Below are 19206 nucleotides of genomic sequence, written 5' to 3'. Positions count from 1 at the left end.
ACCCCACCGAGCGGCTCAACCGAGAGATCCGCCGCCGCACCGACGTCGTGGGCATCTTCCCCAACCGAGATGCCATCGTCCGCCTCATCGGCGCCGTCCTTGCCGAGCAGACCGACGAATGGGCCGAAGGACGCCGATACCTCGGACTCGAAGTCCTGGGCCGCTGCCGACTCACCCTGACCACCGACACCGACACCAGCTCGCAGACGGAGGTGACCACTGATGCACTGATGCAACTACCCGCCTGATCACCAACGAAGGATCACAATTCAGTTACACCACTTCTAGGGGCTTGACCCGCTGCGGCTCATCAGGCAATTGCTGCTGCAATACAGGACTTCGCGCAGACCACACGATCCAGCGCTGCCAGATATGTCGGCGCAGACGAACAGACCAAGAACAAGATTCGCCGATGAGATCGATCGAGCGCATCCGACGCTGCCAACCGCTCTCCATGAACGACTTCGCAACCGAACTTTGCGCCCAGACCGAGCTTCTCGTCGACAGCGCCGACAACGCCGCACGAATCGCGGACCTTCTCCCCCAACACTGGCAAGGGCGGGCGGCGCGATCGGCCACGACAAGAGCGCGCACAGATTGGGAGACTGCACGACGAATCGGCCACGCCATTGACGAACTCGGCGATCACTACACCCGGTTCGGCACGCATCTCGCCGACATCCGCGCCACTCTGCTGAATCTCATCGATGAGGCAGTCGACGAGGGTATGGCCGTCACCGACAACGGAACGGTCACTTCCACATCCGATCCCGATCATGCCGCGTTCCTGCAGCACCGAATTCGGGCACAGATCAACGCCTTTGTCGACACTGAACATCAAGCGGCGAAAGCACTCGACTCGACGCTGACCGAACTCACTACTGCGGCCCCGCACCTCGCGAGCTCGGCGCTGCCGACCGACCCCGCCCAACTGCATCATGCGTGGCAACAACTGTCGACCGATCAGAAGGAGGCCTTGTACGCGCAGGACCGCTTCTTGGGCAACCGTGACGGCATCCCACAGGCCGAGCGTGACATCTTCAATCGCCGAACACTCGAATTGCTGCGCGCCGACTGCACCGCCGCACAGGCGACGGTGGACCAGCTCACGGCCGCTCATCCGGACTGGGCAGCGGGCCGGAACATCCCAATGGATCCCCCGCCGTCCGCGACGCATCACTGGAAACAAACCCATGCAGATTTTGTGTTGTGGCGCAACCGCATCGACGCAGCACGTGCCCGAACCCGCAACATCGACGGCTACGACGCGGTCGCTCGCGCGGCGCAGCCACCACGATTGCTGACGCTCCTCGACAACAATGGCCACGCCGCCGTCGCGACGAACGACCCCGACACGGCGACGCACGTGGTCACCTTTGTGCCCGGCACCGGCGCCACACTGACAGACTTCGATCGCGGCATGACGCGCGCGATTGCCATGCAGGACAAGGCCGTCGCCCTCGGCAGCGGTCAACCAGCAGTGATCGCCTGGTACGGATACGACGCGCCACAGAGTCTGGTCACCGACTCACCGTCGCACGCGTACGCCGACCGCGCGGCGCCGGCACTCGACCGGTTCCAGGAGGGCTTGCGCGCAACGCACATCGGCCAGCCATCCATGAATACCGTTGTCGGACATAGTTACGGAACGACCGTGATCGGTCACGCGGCGAGCAATGGCTACGCCTTGAACGCCGACCGGCTGATCCTGGTGGCAAGCCCCGGCGTCGGCGTCGACAACGTCGCAGACCTACGACTCACCGGCGTCGACCCGGCGCAGAACGGCACCCGAGTGTTCGCCACGACAAACAAATTCGACCCAATCCGCGCAAGTCCCCCGTTCATTCACGAAACCCAACCGATCCGGCCGGAGTTCGGCGCAACAGTCTTCGACGGCGCGCCCACTCGTGGGCCGTGGTGGTCACCCGGCGGAATCGTCTGGGACGGCTCGGGCAGCCACAGTTCGTACTGGGACCCCGACAATCCGGCACTGCACACGATCGCGCGGATAATTGTCGGGCAGCACTAGATTGCGCGCTCCCGGTCCGCCCAGTAGGGGTCGCGCAACTTACGCTTGTACAGCTTGCCGTTTGGATCGCGCGGCAGTTCGTTGACGTAGTCGATGGACTTGGGCCACTTGAACTTCGCCAGCCGCTTGGCGGCAAAGTCGAGCAACTCGGCAGTCAACGCCTCGTCACCCTCGATACCGTCGGCCGGTTGCACCACCGCCTTGATCTCTTCGCCCCAATCTTCATGGGGCACACCGAACACCGCCACATCGGCGACCTTCGGGTGGACGGCCAACTCGCCCTCGATCTCGGCCGGATAGATGTTGACGCCGCCAGAAATGATCATGTCCGACTTGCGGTCACACAGGTACAAGTAACCGTCCTCGTCGACGTACCCCACGTCACCGAGCGTGAAAAGGTCACCCACCCGCGATGCTTCGGTCTTCTTCTTGTCGTGGTGGTATTCGAAGGAGGAACCACCCATCCGCATGTACACCTGGCCGACCTCACGGGGCGGCAATTCATTGCCATTGTCATCGAGCACCTTGACAACAGAATTGGGCCACGCCTTACCCACCGAGCCGGGCTTGCGCAGCCATTCCTCGCCCGAAATCGATGTCCCGCCACCCTCGGTTGCGGCGTAGTACTCGGTCACCACCGGCCCCCACCACTCGAGCATGCGGCGCTTGATCTCCAAGGGGCACGGCGCGGCGCCGTGGATCATGCAGCGCAGCGACGACACGTCGTACTTGGCGCGAACCTCCTCAGGCAGGGCGAGCAGGCGGTGGAACTGGGTGGGAACCATGTGCGAATGGGTGACCCGATGCTCTTCGATCAGCCGCAGCATTTCCTCCGGATCCCAGCGGTCCATCAGGACGACCTTGTGCCCCAATTGAATAGAGATGGTGACGAAGTTGAGCACGGCAGTGTGGTAGAGCGGGGAGCCACAGATGTGGACGTGGCTGTCGAATGCACGCAGTCCGAAGATGCCGAAGAACCCACTCGCGGCCAGCGGCACCTCGTCCGGATCATTACCCGTCAGCGGGCGACGGACGCCCTTCGGACGTCCGGTAGTTCCGGACGTGTACAGCATCGGTGCGCCGGTGGTGCGAATCTCGGGACGTCCCGGCGGTAGATCGGCGCCGAGTTCGGACAGCGGTCGGAACCCGTCGATGGTGCCGACCGCGAACCGCGCGTCCGCCGGGACCCCGGCCTCGTCGGCCGCCTGCACGGCCGCCTCGGCAAAGCGCTCACCAGCCAGAAACGCTTTGGCCTCACTGTCTTTGAGGATGTAAGCGACCTCCGGCCCGGTGAGGTGCCAGTTGACGGCAACAATGTAGAGGCCGGTCTCGAAGGCAGCGAAATAGAAGGCGACCAGGTCGGCGGTGTTGTGCAACATCATCACCACGGCATCGCCGGGGCGCAGACCCATCTGTTGCAAACCTGCACCGTAACGGTCGGCGCGCGCGGCGAGTTCACCATAGGTCAGCGAGTTGCCATCCGGATCGACCAGGGCGATCCGGTGCGGATCGGCAGCAGCGATCTTCCACAGGCCGGGGGCGAGTGCGTCGTCGGTCATTCCTCGAATTTAGAACGTGTTCTAGCTATCGGCAAGTGCGGCGAGGCGTCGCATTTGTTCGACGTCGCCACACGTCACCAACAGCATCGTCACGCCGGCGTCCGACCATTGCTTGATTTCGGTGCGCACCCGGTCTCCGTCGCCGATGATCATCGTCTCGACCACCATCTCGTCCGGTACTGCGGCGGCCGCCTCCGTCTTGCGGCCGGACTGGAACAGCCGGCCGATCTCGTCGACCTCGGCGGCGTACCCCATGCGCCGGTATACCTGCGCGTGAAAGTTCAACTCCGGCGCGCCCATGCCCCCGACGTATAGCGCGATCACGGGTCGCAACCGCTCGATCTCGGCCGCCCGGTCGTCCGTGACGATCACCTGGCAACTCGCGGCCACCTCGAAATCGGCCCGCGACCGTCGCGCGCCGGTACGAGCGAAGCCCTCGTCGAGCCACTCGTTGTACATGGGAGCCAGCCGTGGCGAATAGTAGATCGCCAGCCAGCCGTCGGCGATTTCGGCCGTCAGTGCCACGTTCTTGGGACCTTCAGCGCCGAGCCAGATCGGCAAATCCGCACGTAACGGGTGGGTAATCGGCCGCAACGGCTTGCCCAGACCCGTCGCGCCAGCGCCGGTATACGGCAACGGATAGTGCGGGCCGTCGTTGTGGACGGCGGTCTCGCGGGCCAGTACCTGCCGCACGATGTCGACGTACTCACGCGTGCGCGCGAGCGGCTTGGCAAACGGCTGTCCGTACCAGCCCTCCACCACCTGTGGCCCGGACACGCCCAGTCCGAGGATTGCCCGCCCACCACTGAGGTGGTCGAGGGTCAGGGCGTGCATGGCACACGCGGTCGGCGTCCGCGCGGACAACTGCGCCACTGACGTTCCCAACCGGACGCGCCGCGTCGCCGAACCCCACCAGGCGAGCGGGGTGAAGGCGTCGGAGCCCCAGGACTCGGCGGCGAACACCGCATCGAACCCGACCTCGTCGGCCGCGCGGACCAGTTCGCCGGCGTTCGGAGTGGGCTGGGCGCCCCAGTATCCGAGTTGTAGTCCGAGCTTCATCGCGCGCCTTTCGAAGGGGTGATTCGAAGTCACCCTTGCGAGCAGAATAAGAACCTGTTCTACTCGAAGTTGTGAGCAATGTGAACAGTGCTGTTCGTGACGCACAGCTCGAAAAGCCGCTCAGTGCGCCGCTGCACATGCAATTCGATTACACCAGGTCCGTCGGCCCGGTGCTCGGTCGATTCTTAACGGCCTTGCGCGGCAAGCGGATCCTCGGTATCCGAGGTAGTGACGGGCGGGTGATCGTGCCGCCTTCCGAGTACGACCCGGTGACGTCCAAGCCGCTGACCGAGTTTGTCGACGTCGCAGACACCGGCACGGTCACCACCTGGAGCTGGGTGGCCAAGCCGCTCGAGGCGCATCCGCTGCCGCACCCGTTTGCGTTCGCTTTGATCCAACTCGACGGTGCCGATACCGCGATGCTGCACGCCGTGGACGCTGGTTCGCCCGACGCAATGTACTCCGGCATGCGGGTACGCGCCCGCTGGCGCGGCGAAACGATCGGCGCCATCACCGACATCGTCTGCTTCGAGCCCGGCGAGAACAGCGAAACACCCACGACGGCAAGCGACTCCAGTGGCGAGCCGATCACCATCCTCACCACGCCCGTCAAACTGGAATACCAGCATTCAGCGTCGTTCCAGGAGAGCTACTACCTGCGCGGGTTGAAGGAGGGCCGGCTCATCGGCGGCCGCACCGACGCGAACGGAAAGGTGTACATCCCGCCGCGGGGCGCCAACCCCACCGACGGCCGGCCCACAACCGAGCAGGTGGAACTGCCCGACCGCGGCATCGTCACCACCTTCTGTGTGGTCAATGTGCCGTTCCTGGGTCAGCGCATCAAGCCGCCCTACATCGCGGCGTACGTGTTGCTGGACGGCGCAGATATCCCGTTCCTGCACCTGATCTTGGAATGCGACCCAGCGGAAGTGCGGATGGGAATGCGGGTCGAAGCGGTGTGGAAGCCACGCGAACATTGGGGCTACACCCTCGAGAACATCGACCACTTCCGGCCCACCGGCGAACCGGACGCCGATTACGAAACCTACAAGCATCACCTGTGAGGACGCGTCGATGACCGAAGTGGCTGTGGTGGGTTTTGCCCAATCCCCCAACGTTCGTGAAACAACCGGCACCACCAACGGCGTGGAAATGCTGGTGCCCTGCTTCCAGGAGCTGTACGACAAGCTCGGAATCACTAAGTCCGACATTGGTTTCTGGTGCAGTGGCTCATCAGATTATCTGGCCGGACGCGCGTTTTCGTTCATTGCCGCCGTCGATGCCATCGGCGCAGTGCCGCCGATCAACGAGTCGCACGTCGAAATGGATGCAGCCTGGGCGCTGTACGAGGCGTACCTGAAGATCCTCACCGGCGAGGTCGACACCGCCCTCGTCTACGGCTTCGGCAAGTCCTCGGCAGGACGGCTGCGACAGGTTCTGTCGATGCAACTCGACCCGTATGTGGTTACTCCCCTCTGGCCCGACTCGCTGAGCATTGCCGGCCTGCAAGCCCGCGCCGGGCTGGACGCCGGTAAGTGGACCGAGCGTTCGATGGCCGAGGTCGCAGCACGCAGTCTCGCTGCCGCGCAATCAAATCCGAATGCCCAGCGTTCCGGTCCGGTCGACATCGACGCGCTGCTCGCCACTGAGTATGTGGCGAATCCGTTGCGCGCCCATGACTGCGCACCGATCACCGACGGCGCCGCGGCAATCGTACTTGCGGCCGGTGACCGTGCCCGGGAATTGTGCGAACGCCCGGCATGGATCAGCGGAATCGCGCACCGCATCGATACCCCGAACCTCGGCGCGCGTGACCTGACCGTGTCGGCGTCCACCACCGCTGCGGCGCGCGACGCCACTCGCGGCGATGTCACCGGAATCGACAGCGCGGAACTGTATGCGCCCTTCTCGCATCAAGAGTTTATTTTGCGCGAGGCAATCGGATTGGCCGCCGACACCGAGGTGAATCCGTCGGGCGGTCCGCTCGCCGGCAACCCGTTGTTCGCCGGTGGGCTCGAACGCATCGGACACGCGGCAAACCGAATTCACTCCGGCCAGGCAGGAAGGGTGCTGGCACACGCGACGAGCGGGCCTGCCCTGCAACAGAATCTGGTCGCGGTCATGGAAGGTCGAGACAAGTGAGCAAGCAACTCGCCGCAGTGCTGGGGACCGGACAAACGCATTACGTCGCCAAGCGCCAGGACGTGTCGATGGCGGGCTTGTGCCGGGAAGCCATCGATCGGGCGCTCGCTGATTCCGGGCTGAGTCTGGAAGAAATCGACGCGGTGGTCGTCGGTAAGGCGCCCGACCTGTTCGAGGGTGTCATGATGCCCGAGCTCTTCATGGCCGACGCGCTCGGCGCCACTGGCAAGCCGCTCATCCGGGTGCACACGGCAGGGTCGGTCGGTGGCTCGACGGGATGTGTGGCGACGAGCCTGGTGCAGTCCGGGCAGTATCGCCGCGTACTGGCCGTGGCATGGGAGAAGCAGTCCGAATCGAATGCCATGTGGGCGTTGTCCATTCCCATTCCCTTCAACATGCCGGTGGGCGCCGGCGCGGGCGGCTACTTCGCCCCGCACGTGCGCTCCTACATCCGACGTGCCGGTGCACCAGCACATGTCGGTGCCATGGTCGCGGTGAAGGACCGGCTCAACGGCAGCCGAAATCCATACGCGCACTTGAAGCAGCCGGACATCACCTTGGAATCGGTGCAGGCGTCGCAGATGCTGTGGGATCCGATCCGCTATGACGAGACGTGCCCATCTTCGGATGGGGCCTGTGCGCTGGTCATCGGGGACGCGGACAGTGCCGCGGCCGTCGAGGCGCAGGGCCGCAAGGTCGCCTGGATTCACGCCACCGCCATGCGGACCGAACCGACCACCTACGCGGGACGAGATCAGGTGAACCCCCAGGCTGGCCGCGACGCTGCTGCCGCACTGTGGAAGGCGGCCGGCATCAAGGATCCACTCGAGGAAATCGACGCCGCAGAGATCTACGTGCCCTTCTCCTGGTTCGAGCCGATGTGGTTAGAGAACCTTGGTTTTGCCGCTGAGGGCGAGGGCTGGAAGCTTACCGAGGCCGGCGAGACGGCTATTGGTGGACGGATCCCGGTCAATGCCTCCGGTGGTGTGCTGTCGTCGAATCCCATTGGCGCGTCGGGTCTCATTCGATTTGCCGAAGCCGCCATGCAGGTGATGGGACGCGCCGGCGATCATCAGGTGGCCAATGCGCGCAAGGCGATGGGACACGCTTACGGTGGCGGCTCGCAATACTTTTCGATGTGGGTCGTTGGCTCCGAGCGGCCTGAGTGATGGACACCGTCCATCCGGCGCGCGCCGCCGGGCTCGCCTCCCAGGCCGCAGTTCGTGCGAAGAACAAGCAGCAGTGGCTCGCCTTGTTTGCCCCGGAGGCCTGCGTCGAGGATCCAGTCGGACCGTCAGGGTTCGACCCGGAGGGCAAGGGCCACCATGGCGCCGAGGGAATCTCCGCGTTCTGGGACATGGCCATCGCCAAGGCCGACTCGATCGAGTTTCATTTTCACGACTCGGTCGCGTGCGGCAACGAAGCGTGCTTTCTCGGATTCATCAGAACACTGATCGGCGGCATGCAGATCGATGCCGAGGGCGCCTTTACCTATCGGGTGAATGACGACGGCAAGATCGTTGCCTTGCGGGCGTTCTGGGAGGTCGAGCGGGCAATGTCGACCGCCAAGCCCGTCGCCTGACTCAGCGCCCTTCTCGTTAGGCACCCTCTCGCGGCGAGCCCGAACAAATGGTCGCGTTTGGCCCTCGTTTTCGGGCCATATGCTCGTGATCAACGCGGGAGCCAGCGTAAACCCGGGCCGCACAGTCGCAGCCCGGGTTGCGCTGTAGCACTAGTGCTTGACCGGACAGGTCCCGTAGTCGACCTGGAACTCCTTGATGCCGTTAAGCCAGCCCGAACGCAAGCGCCGCGGCTCCGCGACCCTCGACATGTCGGGCAGATGGTCGGCAATAGCATTGAAGATCAGGTCGATCTCGAGCCGCGCCAGGTTCGCACCCAGACAGAAATGCGCACCGGTGCCGCCGAAGGACAAGTGCGGGTTCGGGTTTCGAGTGATGTCGAACGAGGTCGGGTTCTCGAAGACATCCTCGTCGAAGTTCGCGGAGCTGTACATCATGACAACCCGCTGGCCCTTCTTGATCTGCACGCCGCCGAGTTCGGTGTCTTCCAGCGCCGTTCGCTGGAACGACGTCACCGGGGTGGCCCAGCGAATGATCTCGTCTGCGGCGGTGGCCGGACGCTCGCGCTTGAACAGTTCCCACTGGTCCGGATACCGCAGGAACGCGTGCATGCCATGGGTGATCGCGTTACGCGTCGTCTCGTTGCCGGCCACAGCCAGCAGGATGACGAAGAAGCCGAACTCATCCGAACTCAGCTCGTGCCCGTCGACGTCTGCTTCGATCAGCGTGGTGACGATGTCGTCGGCCGGACACTTCTTGCGCTCTTCGGCCATTTGGTATGCGTAACCGAGGATTTCGGCCGAAGCCGCCACCGGGTCAAGATCGAGTTCGGGGTCGTCGTAGCCGGTCATCTGGTTCGACCAGTGGAAGACCTTCTGCCGATCTTCTTGCGGCACACCGATCAACTCGGCAATCGCCTGCAGCGGAAGTTCGCAGGCGACCTGCGTGACGAAGTCGCCGGAACCGGCTTGTGCGGCCTCCTTGACGATCTGCTCAGCCCGCGCCGACAACTCGGCACGCAGGCTGTTGATGGCGCGCGGCGTGAACCCGCGGGAAACTAGCTTGCGTAGCTTCGTGTGCTCGGGCGCGTCCTTGTTGAGCAGAACGAACCGCTGCAGCTCGATCTGGTCGCGCGTGATGTCGTCGTTGAACCGCGGAATGGCGGTGTTGACCCATGTCGAGAAGACGTCGCTGCGGCGCGAGACTTCTTTGACGTCGTGGTGCTTGCTGACCACCCAGAATCCGTCGTCGTGGAATCCGCCCACCTCCGGTGGCTGTGGGTTCCACCAGATGGGGGCAGTCTTGCGCAGTTCCGCGAACTCCTGGAAGGGAACACGTTGCGCGTAGATGTCCGGATCGGTGAAGTCGAATCCGTCGGGAAGATTTGGCTCGGCCACCAGCGTCTCCTGCGTGTGCTATCTCACTTGACCACCCTGGCCGGCACGCTCGGGCAGCGCCGCCCATCGATGTGGAACACGTTCTAACATCATTGAACCACATCGGGCAAAGGCTGGGAAGAATCAGCGACAATGCCGCCTTGTCGAGGTGTCAGAACGTGTTCTATTTTTGTTGGTATCGAAAGGAGTTTCCGAATGGGCAATCCGGTAATCGTGGAGGCAGTGCGCACACCGATCGGCAAGCGGCGCGGTTGGCTGGCGGGGCTGCACGCAACCGAGATACTCGGCGCTGCCCAGCGTGGCGTGATCGAGCGCGCACAGATCGACCCACTGCTTGTTGAACAGGTCATCGGCGGATGCGTCACCCAGGCCGGTGAGCAGTCCAACAACGTCACCCGCACCGCGTGGCTGCACGCCGGCCTGCCGTGGCAGTCCGGCTGTACGACGGTCGACTGTCAGTGCGGCTCGGCGCAGCAGGCCAATCACTTGATCGCCGGTCTCATCGCCACCGACGCCATAGATATCGGAATCGCCTGCGGCGTGGAGGCCATGAGCCGGGTGCCGCTCGGAGCGAATGTCGGCGAGCACGCGGGTCCTCGTCGCCCGGACAGCTGGGACATCGATCTGCCCAACCAGTTCGAGGCAGCGGAACGGATCGCCCGACGACGCGGGCTGACCCGAGCCGATCTCGACGGTCTCGGCCTGCGCTCGCAATCACTCGCTAAACAGGCTTGGGCACAAGGAAGATTCGAGCGCGAGGTGATACCGGTGACAGCGCCGGTGCTCGACGCCGACGGCAACGCGACCGGCGAGAAGCGAGAAGTGACTCGCGACCAAGGATTGCGCGATACGAGCCCCGAGTCGCTGGCGCAATTGAAGCCGGTCCTCGACGGCGGCCTGCACACGGCGGGGACGTCCTCACAGATCTCCGACGGCGCGGCCGCGGTCCTCCTGATGGACGAGGCCCGCGCACGCGCCGAGGGGCTCACCCCGCGTGCCCGCATCCGCACCCAGTGCCTGGTCGGCGCGGAGACCGAGTTTCACCTCGACGGACCGGTGCAAGCGACGGCCAGACTCCTCGAACGGAGCGGGATGAGCATCAACGATCTCGACCTGTTCGAAGTGAATGAGGCATTTGCCTCGGTCCTATTGTCGTGGGCGGCAGTGCAAAAGCCGGACATGGACAAGGTCAACGTCAACGGTGGCGCGATCGCGCTCGGGCACCCAGTGGGCAGCACGGGATCGCGGCTGATCACGACCGCCCTCCATGAACTCGAGCGCCGCGACGGTAACACCGCACTGATCGCCATGTGCGCCGGCGGTGCACTCTCGACGGGAACGATCATCGAGCGGATCTAATTCTTAGAAATCGGCACCCGGCCAGCTGGTTATTCTGGAGCAACCGAACTATTCCCGTAGTTCGGGTTGCGAAACGCCAGAAAGTCACATGCCACCAGCACACACACGCTAGGCAAGGCAAAGACGGACAACCGCTGGCCGTTTCGGCGTGGGATGCAGCTAACCTGTGCAATCGAGTGGTTGGCAGTGTCCATCGTGGGCAATCAGCAACTAGTTCGCTAATATTGGAGAAGAAACCGGCAAATTGCCACCGAGGAAGGGGCCTGGGTAGCCCACGATGCCAGACTTCGCTGCACGGCTGAACAAACTGTTCGAGACGGTTCATCCACCGGGACGCAAGCCGCACACCAACGCCGAGGTTGCGGCGGCGCTCACGGCGGCGGGTCACCCGATTTCCAAGCCATACCTTTCCCAGCTGCGATCCGGTCAGCGGACGAACCCCTCGGACGAGACGGTCGCCGCCCTGGCCCGCTTCTTCAAGGTCAAGCCGGACTACTTCTTCAACGACATCTACGCCACCAAGATCGAGCACGACCTCGAGCTGTTGTCACAGCTCGAGGGATACGGCCTACGACGATTGTCTATTCGGGCATTCGATTTGTCGGAGGAGTCACAGACCCTGCTGACCGCTCTGGCCGAAAAGCTGCGCGCCAGCGAGGGCCTGCCCTCGGTGCCGCCGGACGGCACCGAGTAGCTCGACTCAGCTGGCTCCGTAGACCGGCTCTGGGGGTGTCGCCGCTCCGATCAGCTTGGTGACCACCGGTCCGATCTCGTCGGGTGACCAGCGCTGCCCCTTGTCGATCGGCACACCGTGCCGCCAGCCATCGGCGAGCGCGATCTTGCCGCCCTCGACCTCGAACACTCGACCGGTGACATCCCGCGACTGCGCACTTCCCAGCCAAACGACCAGGGGTGAAACATTTTCCGGTGCCATTTCGTCGAATCCCTCAGCCGGCTTCGCCATCGCGTCCGGCATGGCCGCCTCGGTCATCCGGGTGCGCGCGGCAGGCGCGATGGCGTTGACGGTGACGCCGTAGCGGGCAAACTCGGCCGCGGCGTTAATGGTGAGCACCGCGATTCCGGCCTTGGCTGCCGCGTAATTGCTCTGCCCGATGCTGCCTTGCAGTCCCGCACCAGAGCTGGTGTTGATGATCCGGGCGTCGACGCCGCGTCCCGCCTTGGACTCGCTGCGCCAGTATTCGATCGCGTGGCGAAGGGGTGCGAAGTGGCCCTTGAGATGCACGCGAATCACCGCATCCCACTCGTCCTCGCTGAGGTTGGCCAGCATCCGGTCACGCAAGAAACCGGCGTTGTTGACCAGCACGTCCAGGCGGCCGAAGGTATCGATGGCGGTGCCGATCAACCGTTGCGCGCCAGTCCAATCGGCGACATCGTCGCCATTGACGACTGCGTCGCCGCCGCCGGCACGAATCTCGGCCACGACCGCTGAGGCAGGGTCTTCACCCGACGCCGACCCGTCCAGGCCGGCACCCAAATCGTTGACCACGACCTTGGCGCCCTCCGCGGCGAATGCCAACGCGTGCGCCCGGCCGATGCCCCGGCCCGCGCCGGTGATCACCACGACGCGACCATCACAAATCCCGCTCAATTGCCCACTCCTGTTGTGTTATTAGATGAATTCTGTGCTGCAGCTTGTTCCACCGCGCCGAGGAACGCCGGCCGTTCGCCACCGCCGTGCACGGTCAGCGTGGAACCGCTGACATAGCCCGCCAGCTCGGACGTCAAAAATGCCGCGCACTGCCCGACGTCCTGCGGCGTCGCCAATCGCCGCAGTGGAATTGTTTGTGCGACAGCGGCAAGTCCGGCCGCGTCGCCGTAATGCAGATGGCTTTGCTCTGTTTCGACCGGCCCCACAACGATCGAGTTCACCCGCACCTTCGGCGCCCACTCGACCGCCAGGCTGCCGACGAGACTGTCGACTCCGGCCTTGGCCGCACCGTATGCGGCGGTACCCGGTGACGGCCGGTGGCCGCTCACGCTCGACACCATCACAATCGATCCGCCCTGCGGTTGGGCCTGCATCACCTCGTTGGCCTGCTGGGAAACCAGAAGCGGCGCCAACATATTCAGTTCCACGATCTTGCGGTGAAAGTTCGGGCTGGCGTCGGCCGCGAGCGCGAACGGTGCGCCGCCGGCGTTGTTGACGACGGCGTCGAGACGGCCGTAACGATCGACGATCCGCGCTATCAGGTCGTGTACCGCAGCTTCATCCCGCACATCGCACGAAACGAAGTCGGCGACCCGATCGCCAACCGCCAACTCGGCTTGACCGGGCCGACGCGCACACACCACCACGGTCGCACCCGCTTCCAGGAACACGCGACTGATGCCGGCACCCACACCGCGCACTCCGCCCGTCACCAGAACGACCGAATCATCCAAAGCAAGACTCAACGTCACCGTGCTAACCTACCAAGCAAGTGCTTGTTTGTGTACCGGCGCCCGCTCACAGAATGGACATGGAATGGGAATCAGCAGCTCACCCGGCGGGCCGGGCGTCAGCGTCATCACCATCGACTACCCGCCGGTCAATGCCTTTCCGGCCCGCGGTTGGTTCGATCTCGCCGACGCGGTGCGCTCCGCCGGCCGAGACCAGAGCGTCCGGGCAGTGGTGATCCGGGCCGAGAACCGTGGCTTCTGCGCCGGTGTGGACATCAAGGAGATTCAGCGCAACGTGCGCAACGGTGCGGCCAGCGCGAAGCACCAGAGCCTGATCGACCACAACCGCGGCTGTGCCGAGGTGTTCTCCGCGGTCTATGACTGCCAGGTGCCTGTGGTCGCGGCGGTGCAGGGCTTCTGCCTTGGCGGCGGCATCGGGATAGTAGGCAACTCCGACATCGTGGTGGCCGCGGACGACGCGACGTTTGGTCTGCCCGAAGTTGACCGCGGAGCGCTGGGTGCCGCCACCCACCTATCGCGACTGGTTCCGCAGCATCTGATGCGCGCATTGTTCTTCACCGCGAAAACCATTACAGCGACGGAACTTCACCATTACGGGTCGGTGTATCGCGTGGTCCCACGCGCCGAGCTTGACAGTGCCGCACTGGAAGTGACAGCCGAGATCGCGGCCAAAGACGGCCGAGTGATCCGCGCGGCCAAGGAAGCACTTAATGGCATCGACCTGCAGAACGTGCACCGCAGCTACCGGTTCGAGCAGGGATTCACCTTCGAACTCAACCTGTCCGGTGCGGCGGATGAGATTCGCGACCGGTTTGAGTCAGACCTGGCCAAACAACGAACACAGAAGGCGTGAGGATGCGCGATAAGAGAACGACGCTCGACGAGGCTGTGGGTGAACTGCGCAGCGGCATGACGATCGGCATCGGCGGATGGGGTTCGCGACGCAAGCCGATGGCGTTCATAAGGGCGCTGCTGCGAACCGACATCACCGACCTCACCGTGGTCACCTACGGCGGCCCCGACCTCGGATTGCTGTGTTCTGCAGGCAAGGTCCGCAAGGCCTACTACGGTTTTGTGTCGCTGGATTCGCCGCCGTTTTACGATCCCTGGTTCGCGCGTGCCCGCACCAGCGGCGCGATCGAGGCCCGGGAGATGGACGAGGGCATGCTGAAATGCGGGCTCGAGGCGGCTGCCGCACGCCTGCCGTTTCTGCCGATTCGCGCCGGCCTCGGTTCCGATGTCATGAATTTCTGGGGCGACGAATTACGCACTGTCACCTCACCGTATCCCGACAGCAATGGACAGGTTGAGACGGTGGTCGCGATGCCGGCGCTGCGACTAGACGCGGCATTTGTGCATCTCAATCTCGGTGACGCCCATGGCAATGCCGCCTATACAGGTGTCGATCCGTATTTCGATGACCTGTTCTGCATGGCTGCCGATCGTCGGTACCTTTCGGTCGAGCGTGTGGTGAGCACCGAGGAACTGGTGAAGTCGGTTCCACCGCAGTCACTTCTGCTCAACCGGATGATGGTCGACGCCGTGGTTGAGGCGCCCAACGGCGCCCATTTCACCCTCGGGGCAAACGATTACGAACGCGACGAGAAATTCCAGCGTCACTACGTCGAGTCGGCAAAGGATGCGGCGACGTGGCAAGAGTTTGTCGAGCAGTATCTGAGCGGCGGCGAGGACGACTATCAAGCGGCCGTGCGCAGGTTCGCTCAGGAAGGCACCCGATGACCACCACAACTGATACCACCCGCGCCGAGATCTGCGCGGTCGCCTGTGCGGAAATATTCTCCGGCGCTGGTGAAATCATGGCGAGTCCGATGGCGACGCTGCCGAGCATCGGTGCGCGGTTGGCCAAGCTGACGACGGAACCGGATCTACTGCTCTCCGACGGCGAGGCGCTGCTCATGGCAGAGACGCCGGCGCTGGGCGACAAAGGTGCCATCGAGGGCTGGATACCGTTCCGGAAGGTGTTCGATGTCGTTGCGTCCGGACGCCGGCATGTGGTCATGGGCGCCAATCAGATTGACCGCTACGGAAATCAGAACCTGTCCGCATTCGGCCCGCTGCAGCATCCGACGCGGCAGATGTTCGGCTCCCGCGGCGCACCCGGAAATACGATCAACCACGCCACCAGTTATTGGGTGCCGAAGCATTCCAGTCGGGTGTTCTGCGAGCAGGTCGACATCGTCTGCGGTGTCGGGTACGACAAGATAGATCCAAGCAATCCGGCATTTCGCTATCTGCACATCCACCGCGTGGTCACCAACCTCGGCGTCTTCGACTTCGGCGGTCCCGGCCACACGATGCGGGCGCTCAGTTTGCACCCCGGAGTGACCGCCGATGAGGTTGCGGCGAATACCTCGTTCGAGATCGCCGGACTGCACGAGGCCGAGCCCACCCGCTACCCCACCGATGAGGAACTGCGGTTGATCCGAGAAGTCATCGACCCCCGCGGAATTCGCAACCGGGAGGTACCCCAATGAGCACCTTGCGCACCGCGCTGACCGAGCTGGTAGGCGTCGAGCACCCCGTCGTCCAGACCGGCATGGGCTGGGTGGCCGGCCCGCGCCTCGTTGCGGGCACAGCAAACGCGGGCGGCCTGGGAATTTTGGCGTCGGCCACCATGACCTACGCCGAGCTCGAGGCGGCGATAGCAAAGACCAAGGGGCTCACGGATAAGCCCTTCGGCGTCAACATTCGCGCGGACGCTACCGATGCGGCGCAACGCATCGAGCTGATGATCCGCGAGAACGTGCGGGTCGCCTCTTTTGCGTTGGCGCCCAAGCAAGAACTGATCGAACGGCTCAAAGATGCCGGCGTCATTGTGATTCCGTCGATCGGCGCCGCCAAGCATGCCAGGAAGGTCGCGGCGTGGGGGGCCGATGCCGTGATCGTGCAGGGTGGCGAGGGCGGCGGCCACACTGGGCCTGTTGCAACCACGTTGCTGCTGCCCTCGGTCCTCGATGCCGTGGACATCCCGGTGGTGGCCGCCGGCGGATTCTTCGACGGGCGCGGCCTTGCGGCAGCCCTGGCCTACGGTGCCGCCGGGATCGCAATGGGCACTCGATTCCTGCTGACCACCGACAGCACGGTGCCGGACGCGGTCAAGCAGGAGTACCTGCGCCGGGGACTGCAAGACACCACGGTCTCGTTCAAGGTCGACGGAATGCCGCACCGGGTGCTCAATACCGAGCTGGTCGACAAACTCGAGCATTCCGGGAGCACCCGTGGACTCGTTGCCGCGGTGAGCAATGCCGCGAAGTTCAAGAAGATGACGGGCATGAAGTGGTCGGCCATGATTCGCGATGGGCTGGCCATGAAGAAGGGCAAGGAACTCACCTGGTCGCAGGTGATCATGGCGGCCAATACGCCGATGTTGTTGCGGGCCGGACTCGTCGAGGGCAACACCCATGCCGGCGTGCTGGCCTCAGGCCAGGTTGTCGGGATGCTCGATGATCTGCCGAGCTGTAAAGAGTTGATCGAGCGGATAGTCGCGGACGCAGTTTTGCGGATCGAGGAACTGAGCAAGCTGCCGACGTAGCGGACTGGTATGTGGCAGGGTAGAGCCCCGTGCGACGGTGGTGGGGCGAGCGTGGGTCGATCAGGCCCTCCTCAGGGGCAACCCCTGGGTGCACATCATCAGTTGGGCACAGCGTCCGGAGCCGCTCGGCGCGCTGCGCGAGCTACACGGCGCCAAGGACGATAGTTTTTGGTCGCCCCACCGCCGCACACGCCGTATGACGCCTCGCGCCGTCTCACCAGCCGTCGCGCACGCTCTCGCCGATGAATTTGCGCGCGGCGGTTTTCGGTGGCGGCACAGCGAACTGGCCGAGGCGTTTGCAGCGATCATCGACCCTGTCGAAGCGGAGTCCCTCGCCTTGCGGGTGGTCGGCTTAATTCCTAGGGAGCCAATCGATCCGCAAACTACCTTGCAGGCGGTCCTCGCTGACCTCCCTGAGTTGCCGGAGACTGTGGTCGCACCTGAAGGCGAACCGGGCGGGTTGCGCTTTGGCGTCCCCGAAATTCTGGATTGCGGTGCACTGGCGACGATGCTCAATCTGACAACTGCAGAATTGGAGTGGTTTGCCGACCACGGTGGCTGGCTACGCACCGCGCGGGAACCACTGTCGCACTACCGATATCGACGGCTACCCAAATCGACGGGCGTGCGACTGGTCGAGGCACCCAAGCCCCGACTGCGCGAAATTCAACGGACCATCAACCGGCGCATACTCTCGGGGATTCCGGCCCACCCTAGCTGCCACGGATTCGAGAAGGGCCGCAGCGCTGAGACGTTTGCGATGCCACACGCGCAAGCCGACGTCGTGGTCCGCGTCGACCTTCGGGATTTCTTTTCCAGCATCACCGTCGCGCGGGTCCGGGCTGTTTTCCGCGCGTGTGGCTACCCCGATTCGGTCGCGACCGCATTGGCCGACCTCTGCACTCATGCGTCCGCGATCGCACCGCTGCGTGGGCTGGATCATCGCCAGCGGACGCTGCTGCGAGTCCCGCACCTTCCGCAGGGCGCGCCGACCTCACCGCGTCTCGCCAATCTTGTTGCGCGTAACCTCGACCGGCGCATTTCCGGGTACGCGCGCCGCAGCGGCCTGGCGTATACGCGCTATGCCGATGACCTTGCGCTGTCGGGAACAATGGATGCCGATTCGGCCGTTTGGGCGGTGACGCGCATCGCTGAAGCCGAGGGTTTCCTCGTTAACCCGGCGAAAACCTCTGTACGGCGACAACATCAGCGTCAAATCCTGGCGGGCCTAGTCGTCAACAACCGTCCGGCTGCTCCCCGTTACGCCTACGATCAGGTTAGGGCGCTGTTGCACAACTGTCAGCGCACCGGCGCTGCGGCGCAGAACAGGCAGGGACACAACGACTTCCGATCGCATGTCTACGGCCTCATCGCCTGGATCGGTGAGACCAGCCCTGCGCGTCGACAACGATTACTGGCCATGGCTGAGCTCGTGGACTGGGACTGAAGGGCATCAGCGTGGCGGCTCCTCCAGGTGCACCGTCGAACCCAGCGCTCCAACGAGGGTCCGCAGGCACAGCTCGCGCACTTCGTCGCGCGACATCGTCTGCTGGGCAACCCAGTTGACGCAGACGGCCCGAGTGAATGCCAGCCAGCCCAGCACCGCAGCACCGGCGACATCGCGCTCGTGCCCGTGCAGCGCCAGTGCGTCGAGCATACGCCGACGCAACACCGCGAGTTCGTCGTCGATGATGGCCTGGATCGTCTGATCACCAGACAGTGCACCGCGATTCACGGCGAGCACGCCATGGGGGTTCTTGATGAAGTGCTCGATGTAGGCGTCGAGGCCAGCCGAAACCTGTTCGGCCATGGGTAGGTTCGGATCGATCTCGGTGGCGGACAGCAGTTGGTCCGACGCTCGCTGAACGATCGCCGCGAAGAAGTCGCGCTTGTTCGGAAAATAGTGGTAGAGCAGGCCACGGGAGACACCGGCGAGTTCGGCGACCTCTTCGATCCAGACATCTTCGTAGGGATGCTCGGCAAACAACCGCGCGCCGATGTCCAAGAGTTGCGCACGCCGCTGCTCCGGATCGAGACGACGGCGCGCAGTGCTCACGGACGAATTCTACTTGACATGGATTCAATAGGGGGTACGTTGCTTACTATA

The 19206-nt window shown here is 64.0% G+C and carries 19 protein-coding genes; 13 read left to right on the top strand and 6 right to left on the bottom strand.

What is annotated here, in order from left to right:
• The coding region (locus FOS14_RS18095) for a transposase (protein WP_185981611.1) at nt 1–248 on the top strand (248 nt) is incomplete at its 5' end.
• A gap of 206 nt (nt 249–454) precedes the next feature.
• Nucleotides 455–2029 carry an alpha/beta hydrolase gene (locus FOS14_RS18090; protein WP_185981819.1) on the top strand — a complete coding sequence of 525 codons (1575 nt, stop codon included), beginning with the start codon at nt 455–457 and terminating at the stop codon, nt 2027–2029.
• Here FOS14_RS18090 and FOS14_RS18085 read toward each other — a convergent pair.
• Both FOS14_RS18085 and FOS14_RS18080 read right to left on the bottom strand, forming a co-directional pair.
• Nucleotides 2026–3588 carry an acyl-CoA synthetase gene (locus FOS14_RS18085; protein WP_143772197.1) on the bottom strand — a complete coding sequence of 521 codons (1563 nt, stop codon included), beginning with the start codon at nt 3586–3588 and terminating at the stop codon, nt 2026–2028. The genes FOS14_RS18090 and FOS14_RS18085 overlap by 4 nt on opposite strands.
• 21 nt (nt 3589–3609) lie before the next feature.
• Complete coding sequence (locus tag FOS14_RS18080; RefSeq protein WP_143772196.1) at nt 3610–4647, bottom strand: LLM class F420-dependent oxidoreductase; 1038 nt, start codon at nt 4645–4647, stop codon at nt 3610–3612.
• Between the two features lie 137 nt (nt 4648–4784).
• Here FOS14_RS18080 and FOS14_RS18075 point away from each other — a divergent pair, with 137 nt between their 5' ends.
• Genes FOS14_RS18075 through FOS14_RS18060 form a run of 4 tightly spaced genes read left to right on the top strand, consistent with a single transcriptional unit; the run spans nt 4785 to nt 8371 of the window.
• Nucleotides 4785–5711: a Zn-ribbon domain-containing OB-fold protein gene (locus FOS14_RS18075; protein ID WP_143772221.1), complete on the top strand. Its 927-nt coding sequence runs from the start codon at nt 4785–4787 to the stop codon at nt 5709–5711.
• A 10-nt stretch (nt 5712–5721) separates the two neighbouring features.
• Nucleotides 5722–6789, top strand: coding sequence for a thiolase domain-containing protein (locus FOS14_RS18070; RefSeq protein WP_143772195.1), 1068 nt, complete (start codon nt 5722–5724; stop codon nt 6787–6789).
• Nucleotides 6786–7958 (top strand): thiolase domain-containing protein, encoded by a 1173-nt coding sequence (locus FOS14_RS18065; RefSeq protein WP_143772194.1) that lies wholly within the window; start codon nt 6786–6788, stop codon nt 7956–7958. Before FOS14_RS18070 ends, FOS14_RS18065 begins: the two co-directional genes overlap by 4 nt.
• Nucleotides 7958–8371, top strand: coding sequence for a nuclear transport factor 2 family protein (locus FOS14_RS18060; protein WP_143772220.1), 414 nt, complete (start codon nt 7958–7960; stop codon nt 8369–8371). The genes FOS14_RS18065 and FOS14_RS18060 overlap by 1 nt, the downstream gene beginning before the upstream one ends.
• Before the next feature lie 150 nt (nt 8372–8521).
• On the opposite strand, the gene FOS14_RS18055 is transcribed toward FOS14_RS18060, so the two are convergent.
• A complete protein-coding gene (locus FOS14_RS18055) occupies nt 8522–9766 on the bottom strand; it encodes a cytochrome P450 (RefSeq protein ID WP_143772193.1) in 1245 nt (414 codons plus the stop codon).
• A 195-nt stretch (nt 9767–9961) separates the two neighbouring features.
• Here FOS14_RS18055 and FOS14_RS18050 point away from each other — a divergent pair, with 195 nt between their 5' ends.
• Both FOS14_RS18050 and FOS14_RS18045 read left to right on the top strand, forming a co-directional pair.
• Nucleotides 9962–11125 carry a steroid 3-ketoacyl-CoA thiolase gene (locus FOS14_RS18050; RefSeq protein ID WP_143772192.1) on the top strand — a complete coding sequence of 388 codons (1164 nt, stop codon included), beginning with the start codon at nt 9962–9964 and terminating at the stop codon, nt 11123–11125.
• Between the two features lie 277 nt (nt 11126–11402).
• Nucleotides 11403–11819, top strand: a complete 417-nt coding sequence (locus FOS14_RS18045) for a helix-turn-helix domain-containing protein (RefSeq protein ID WP_143772191.1) — start codon at nt 11403–11405, stop codon at nt 11817–11819.
• A 6-nt stretch (nt 11820–11825) separates the two neighbouring features.
• Here FOS14_RS18045 and FOS14_RS18040 read toward each other — a convergent pair whose 3' ends face one another.
• Together FOS14_RS18040 and FOS14_RS18035 are read right to left on the bottom strand one after the other, a co-directional pair.
• Entirely contained in the window at nt 11826–12734 is a 909-nt protein-coding gene (locus FOS14_RS18040) for an SDR family oxidoreductase (protein WP_143772190.1), read from the bottom strand.
• Nucleotides 12731–13540, bottom strand: a complete 810-nt coding sequence (locus tag FOS14_RS18035; protein ID WP_143772219.1) for an SDR family oxidoreductase — start codon at nt 13538–13540, stop codon at nt 12731–12733. Before FOS14_RS18035 ends, FOS14_RS18040 begins: the two co-directional genes overlap by 4 nt.
• A gap of 70 nt (nt 13541–13610) precedes the next feature.
• On the opposite strand from FOS14_RS18035, the gene FOS14_RS18030 reads away from it, so the two are divergent.
• The 5 genes from FOS14_RS18030 to FOS14_RS18010 all read left to right on the top strand — a co-directional run bounded on the left by FOS14_RS18030 (nt 13611) and on the right by FOS14_RS18010 (nt 18546).
• A complete protein-coding gene (locus FOS14_RS18030) occupies nt 13611–14399 on the top strand; it encodes an enoyl-CoA hydratase family protein (protein ID WP_143772189.1) in 789 nt (262 codons plus the stop codon).
• Nucleotides 14400–14401: 2 nt separating this feature from the next.
• Nucleotides 14402–15286 (top strand): cholesterol ring-cleaving hydrolase subunit IpdA, encoded by an 885-nt coding sequence (gene ipdA, locus FOS14_RS18025; RefSeq protein WP_143772188.1) that lies wholly within the window; start codon nt 14402–14404, stop codon nt 15284–15286.
• Entirely contained in the window at nt 15283–16041 is a 759-nt protein-coding gene (locus tag FOS14_RS18020) for a CoA-transferase subunit beta (RefSeq protein WP_143772187.1), read from the top strand. The genes ipdA and FOS14_RS18020 overlap by 4 nt, the downstream gene beginning before the upstream one ends.
• Nucleotides 16038–17099, top strand: coding sequence for a nitronate monooxygenase (locus tag FOS14_RS18015; protein ID WP_143772186.1), 1062 nt, complete (start codon nt 16038–16040; stop codon nt 17097–17099). Before FOS14_RS18020 ends, FOS14_RS18015 begins: the two co-directional genes overlap by 4 nt.
• Nucleotides 17100–17187: 88 nt before the next feature.
• Nucleotides 17188–18546, top strand: a complete 1359-nt coding sequence (locus tag FOS14_RS18010) for a reverse transcriptase family protein (protein WP_255450442.1) — start codon at nt 17188–17190, stop codon at nt 18544–18546.
• Nucleotides 18547–18552: 6 nt separating this feature from the next.
• Here FOS14_RS18010 and FOS14_RS18005 read toward each other — a convergent pair whose 3' ends face one another.
• The gene (locus FOS14_RS18005; protein ID WP_143772184.1) at nt 18553–19155 is read right to left on the bottom strand and encodes a TetR/AcrR family transcriptional regulator; all 603 of its coding nucleotides are present in this window, start codon (nt 19153–19155) and stop codon (nt 18553–18555) included.
• Nucleotides 19156–19206: the final 51 nt, after the last annotated feature.

It is taken from the genome of Skermania sp. ID1734, assembly GCF_007489285.1.
Classification (GTDB): Bacteria; Actinomycetota; Actinomycetes; order Mycobacteriales; family Mycobacteriaceae; genus ID1734.
This window is presented reverse-complemented; position numbering and strand designations above follow the sequence as displayed.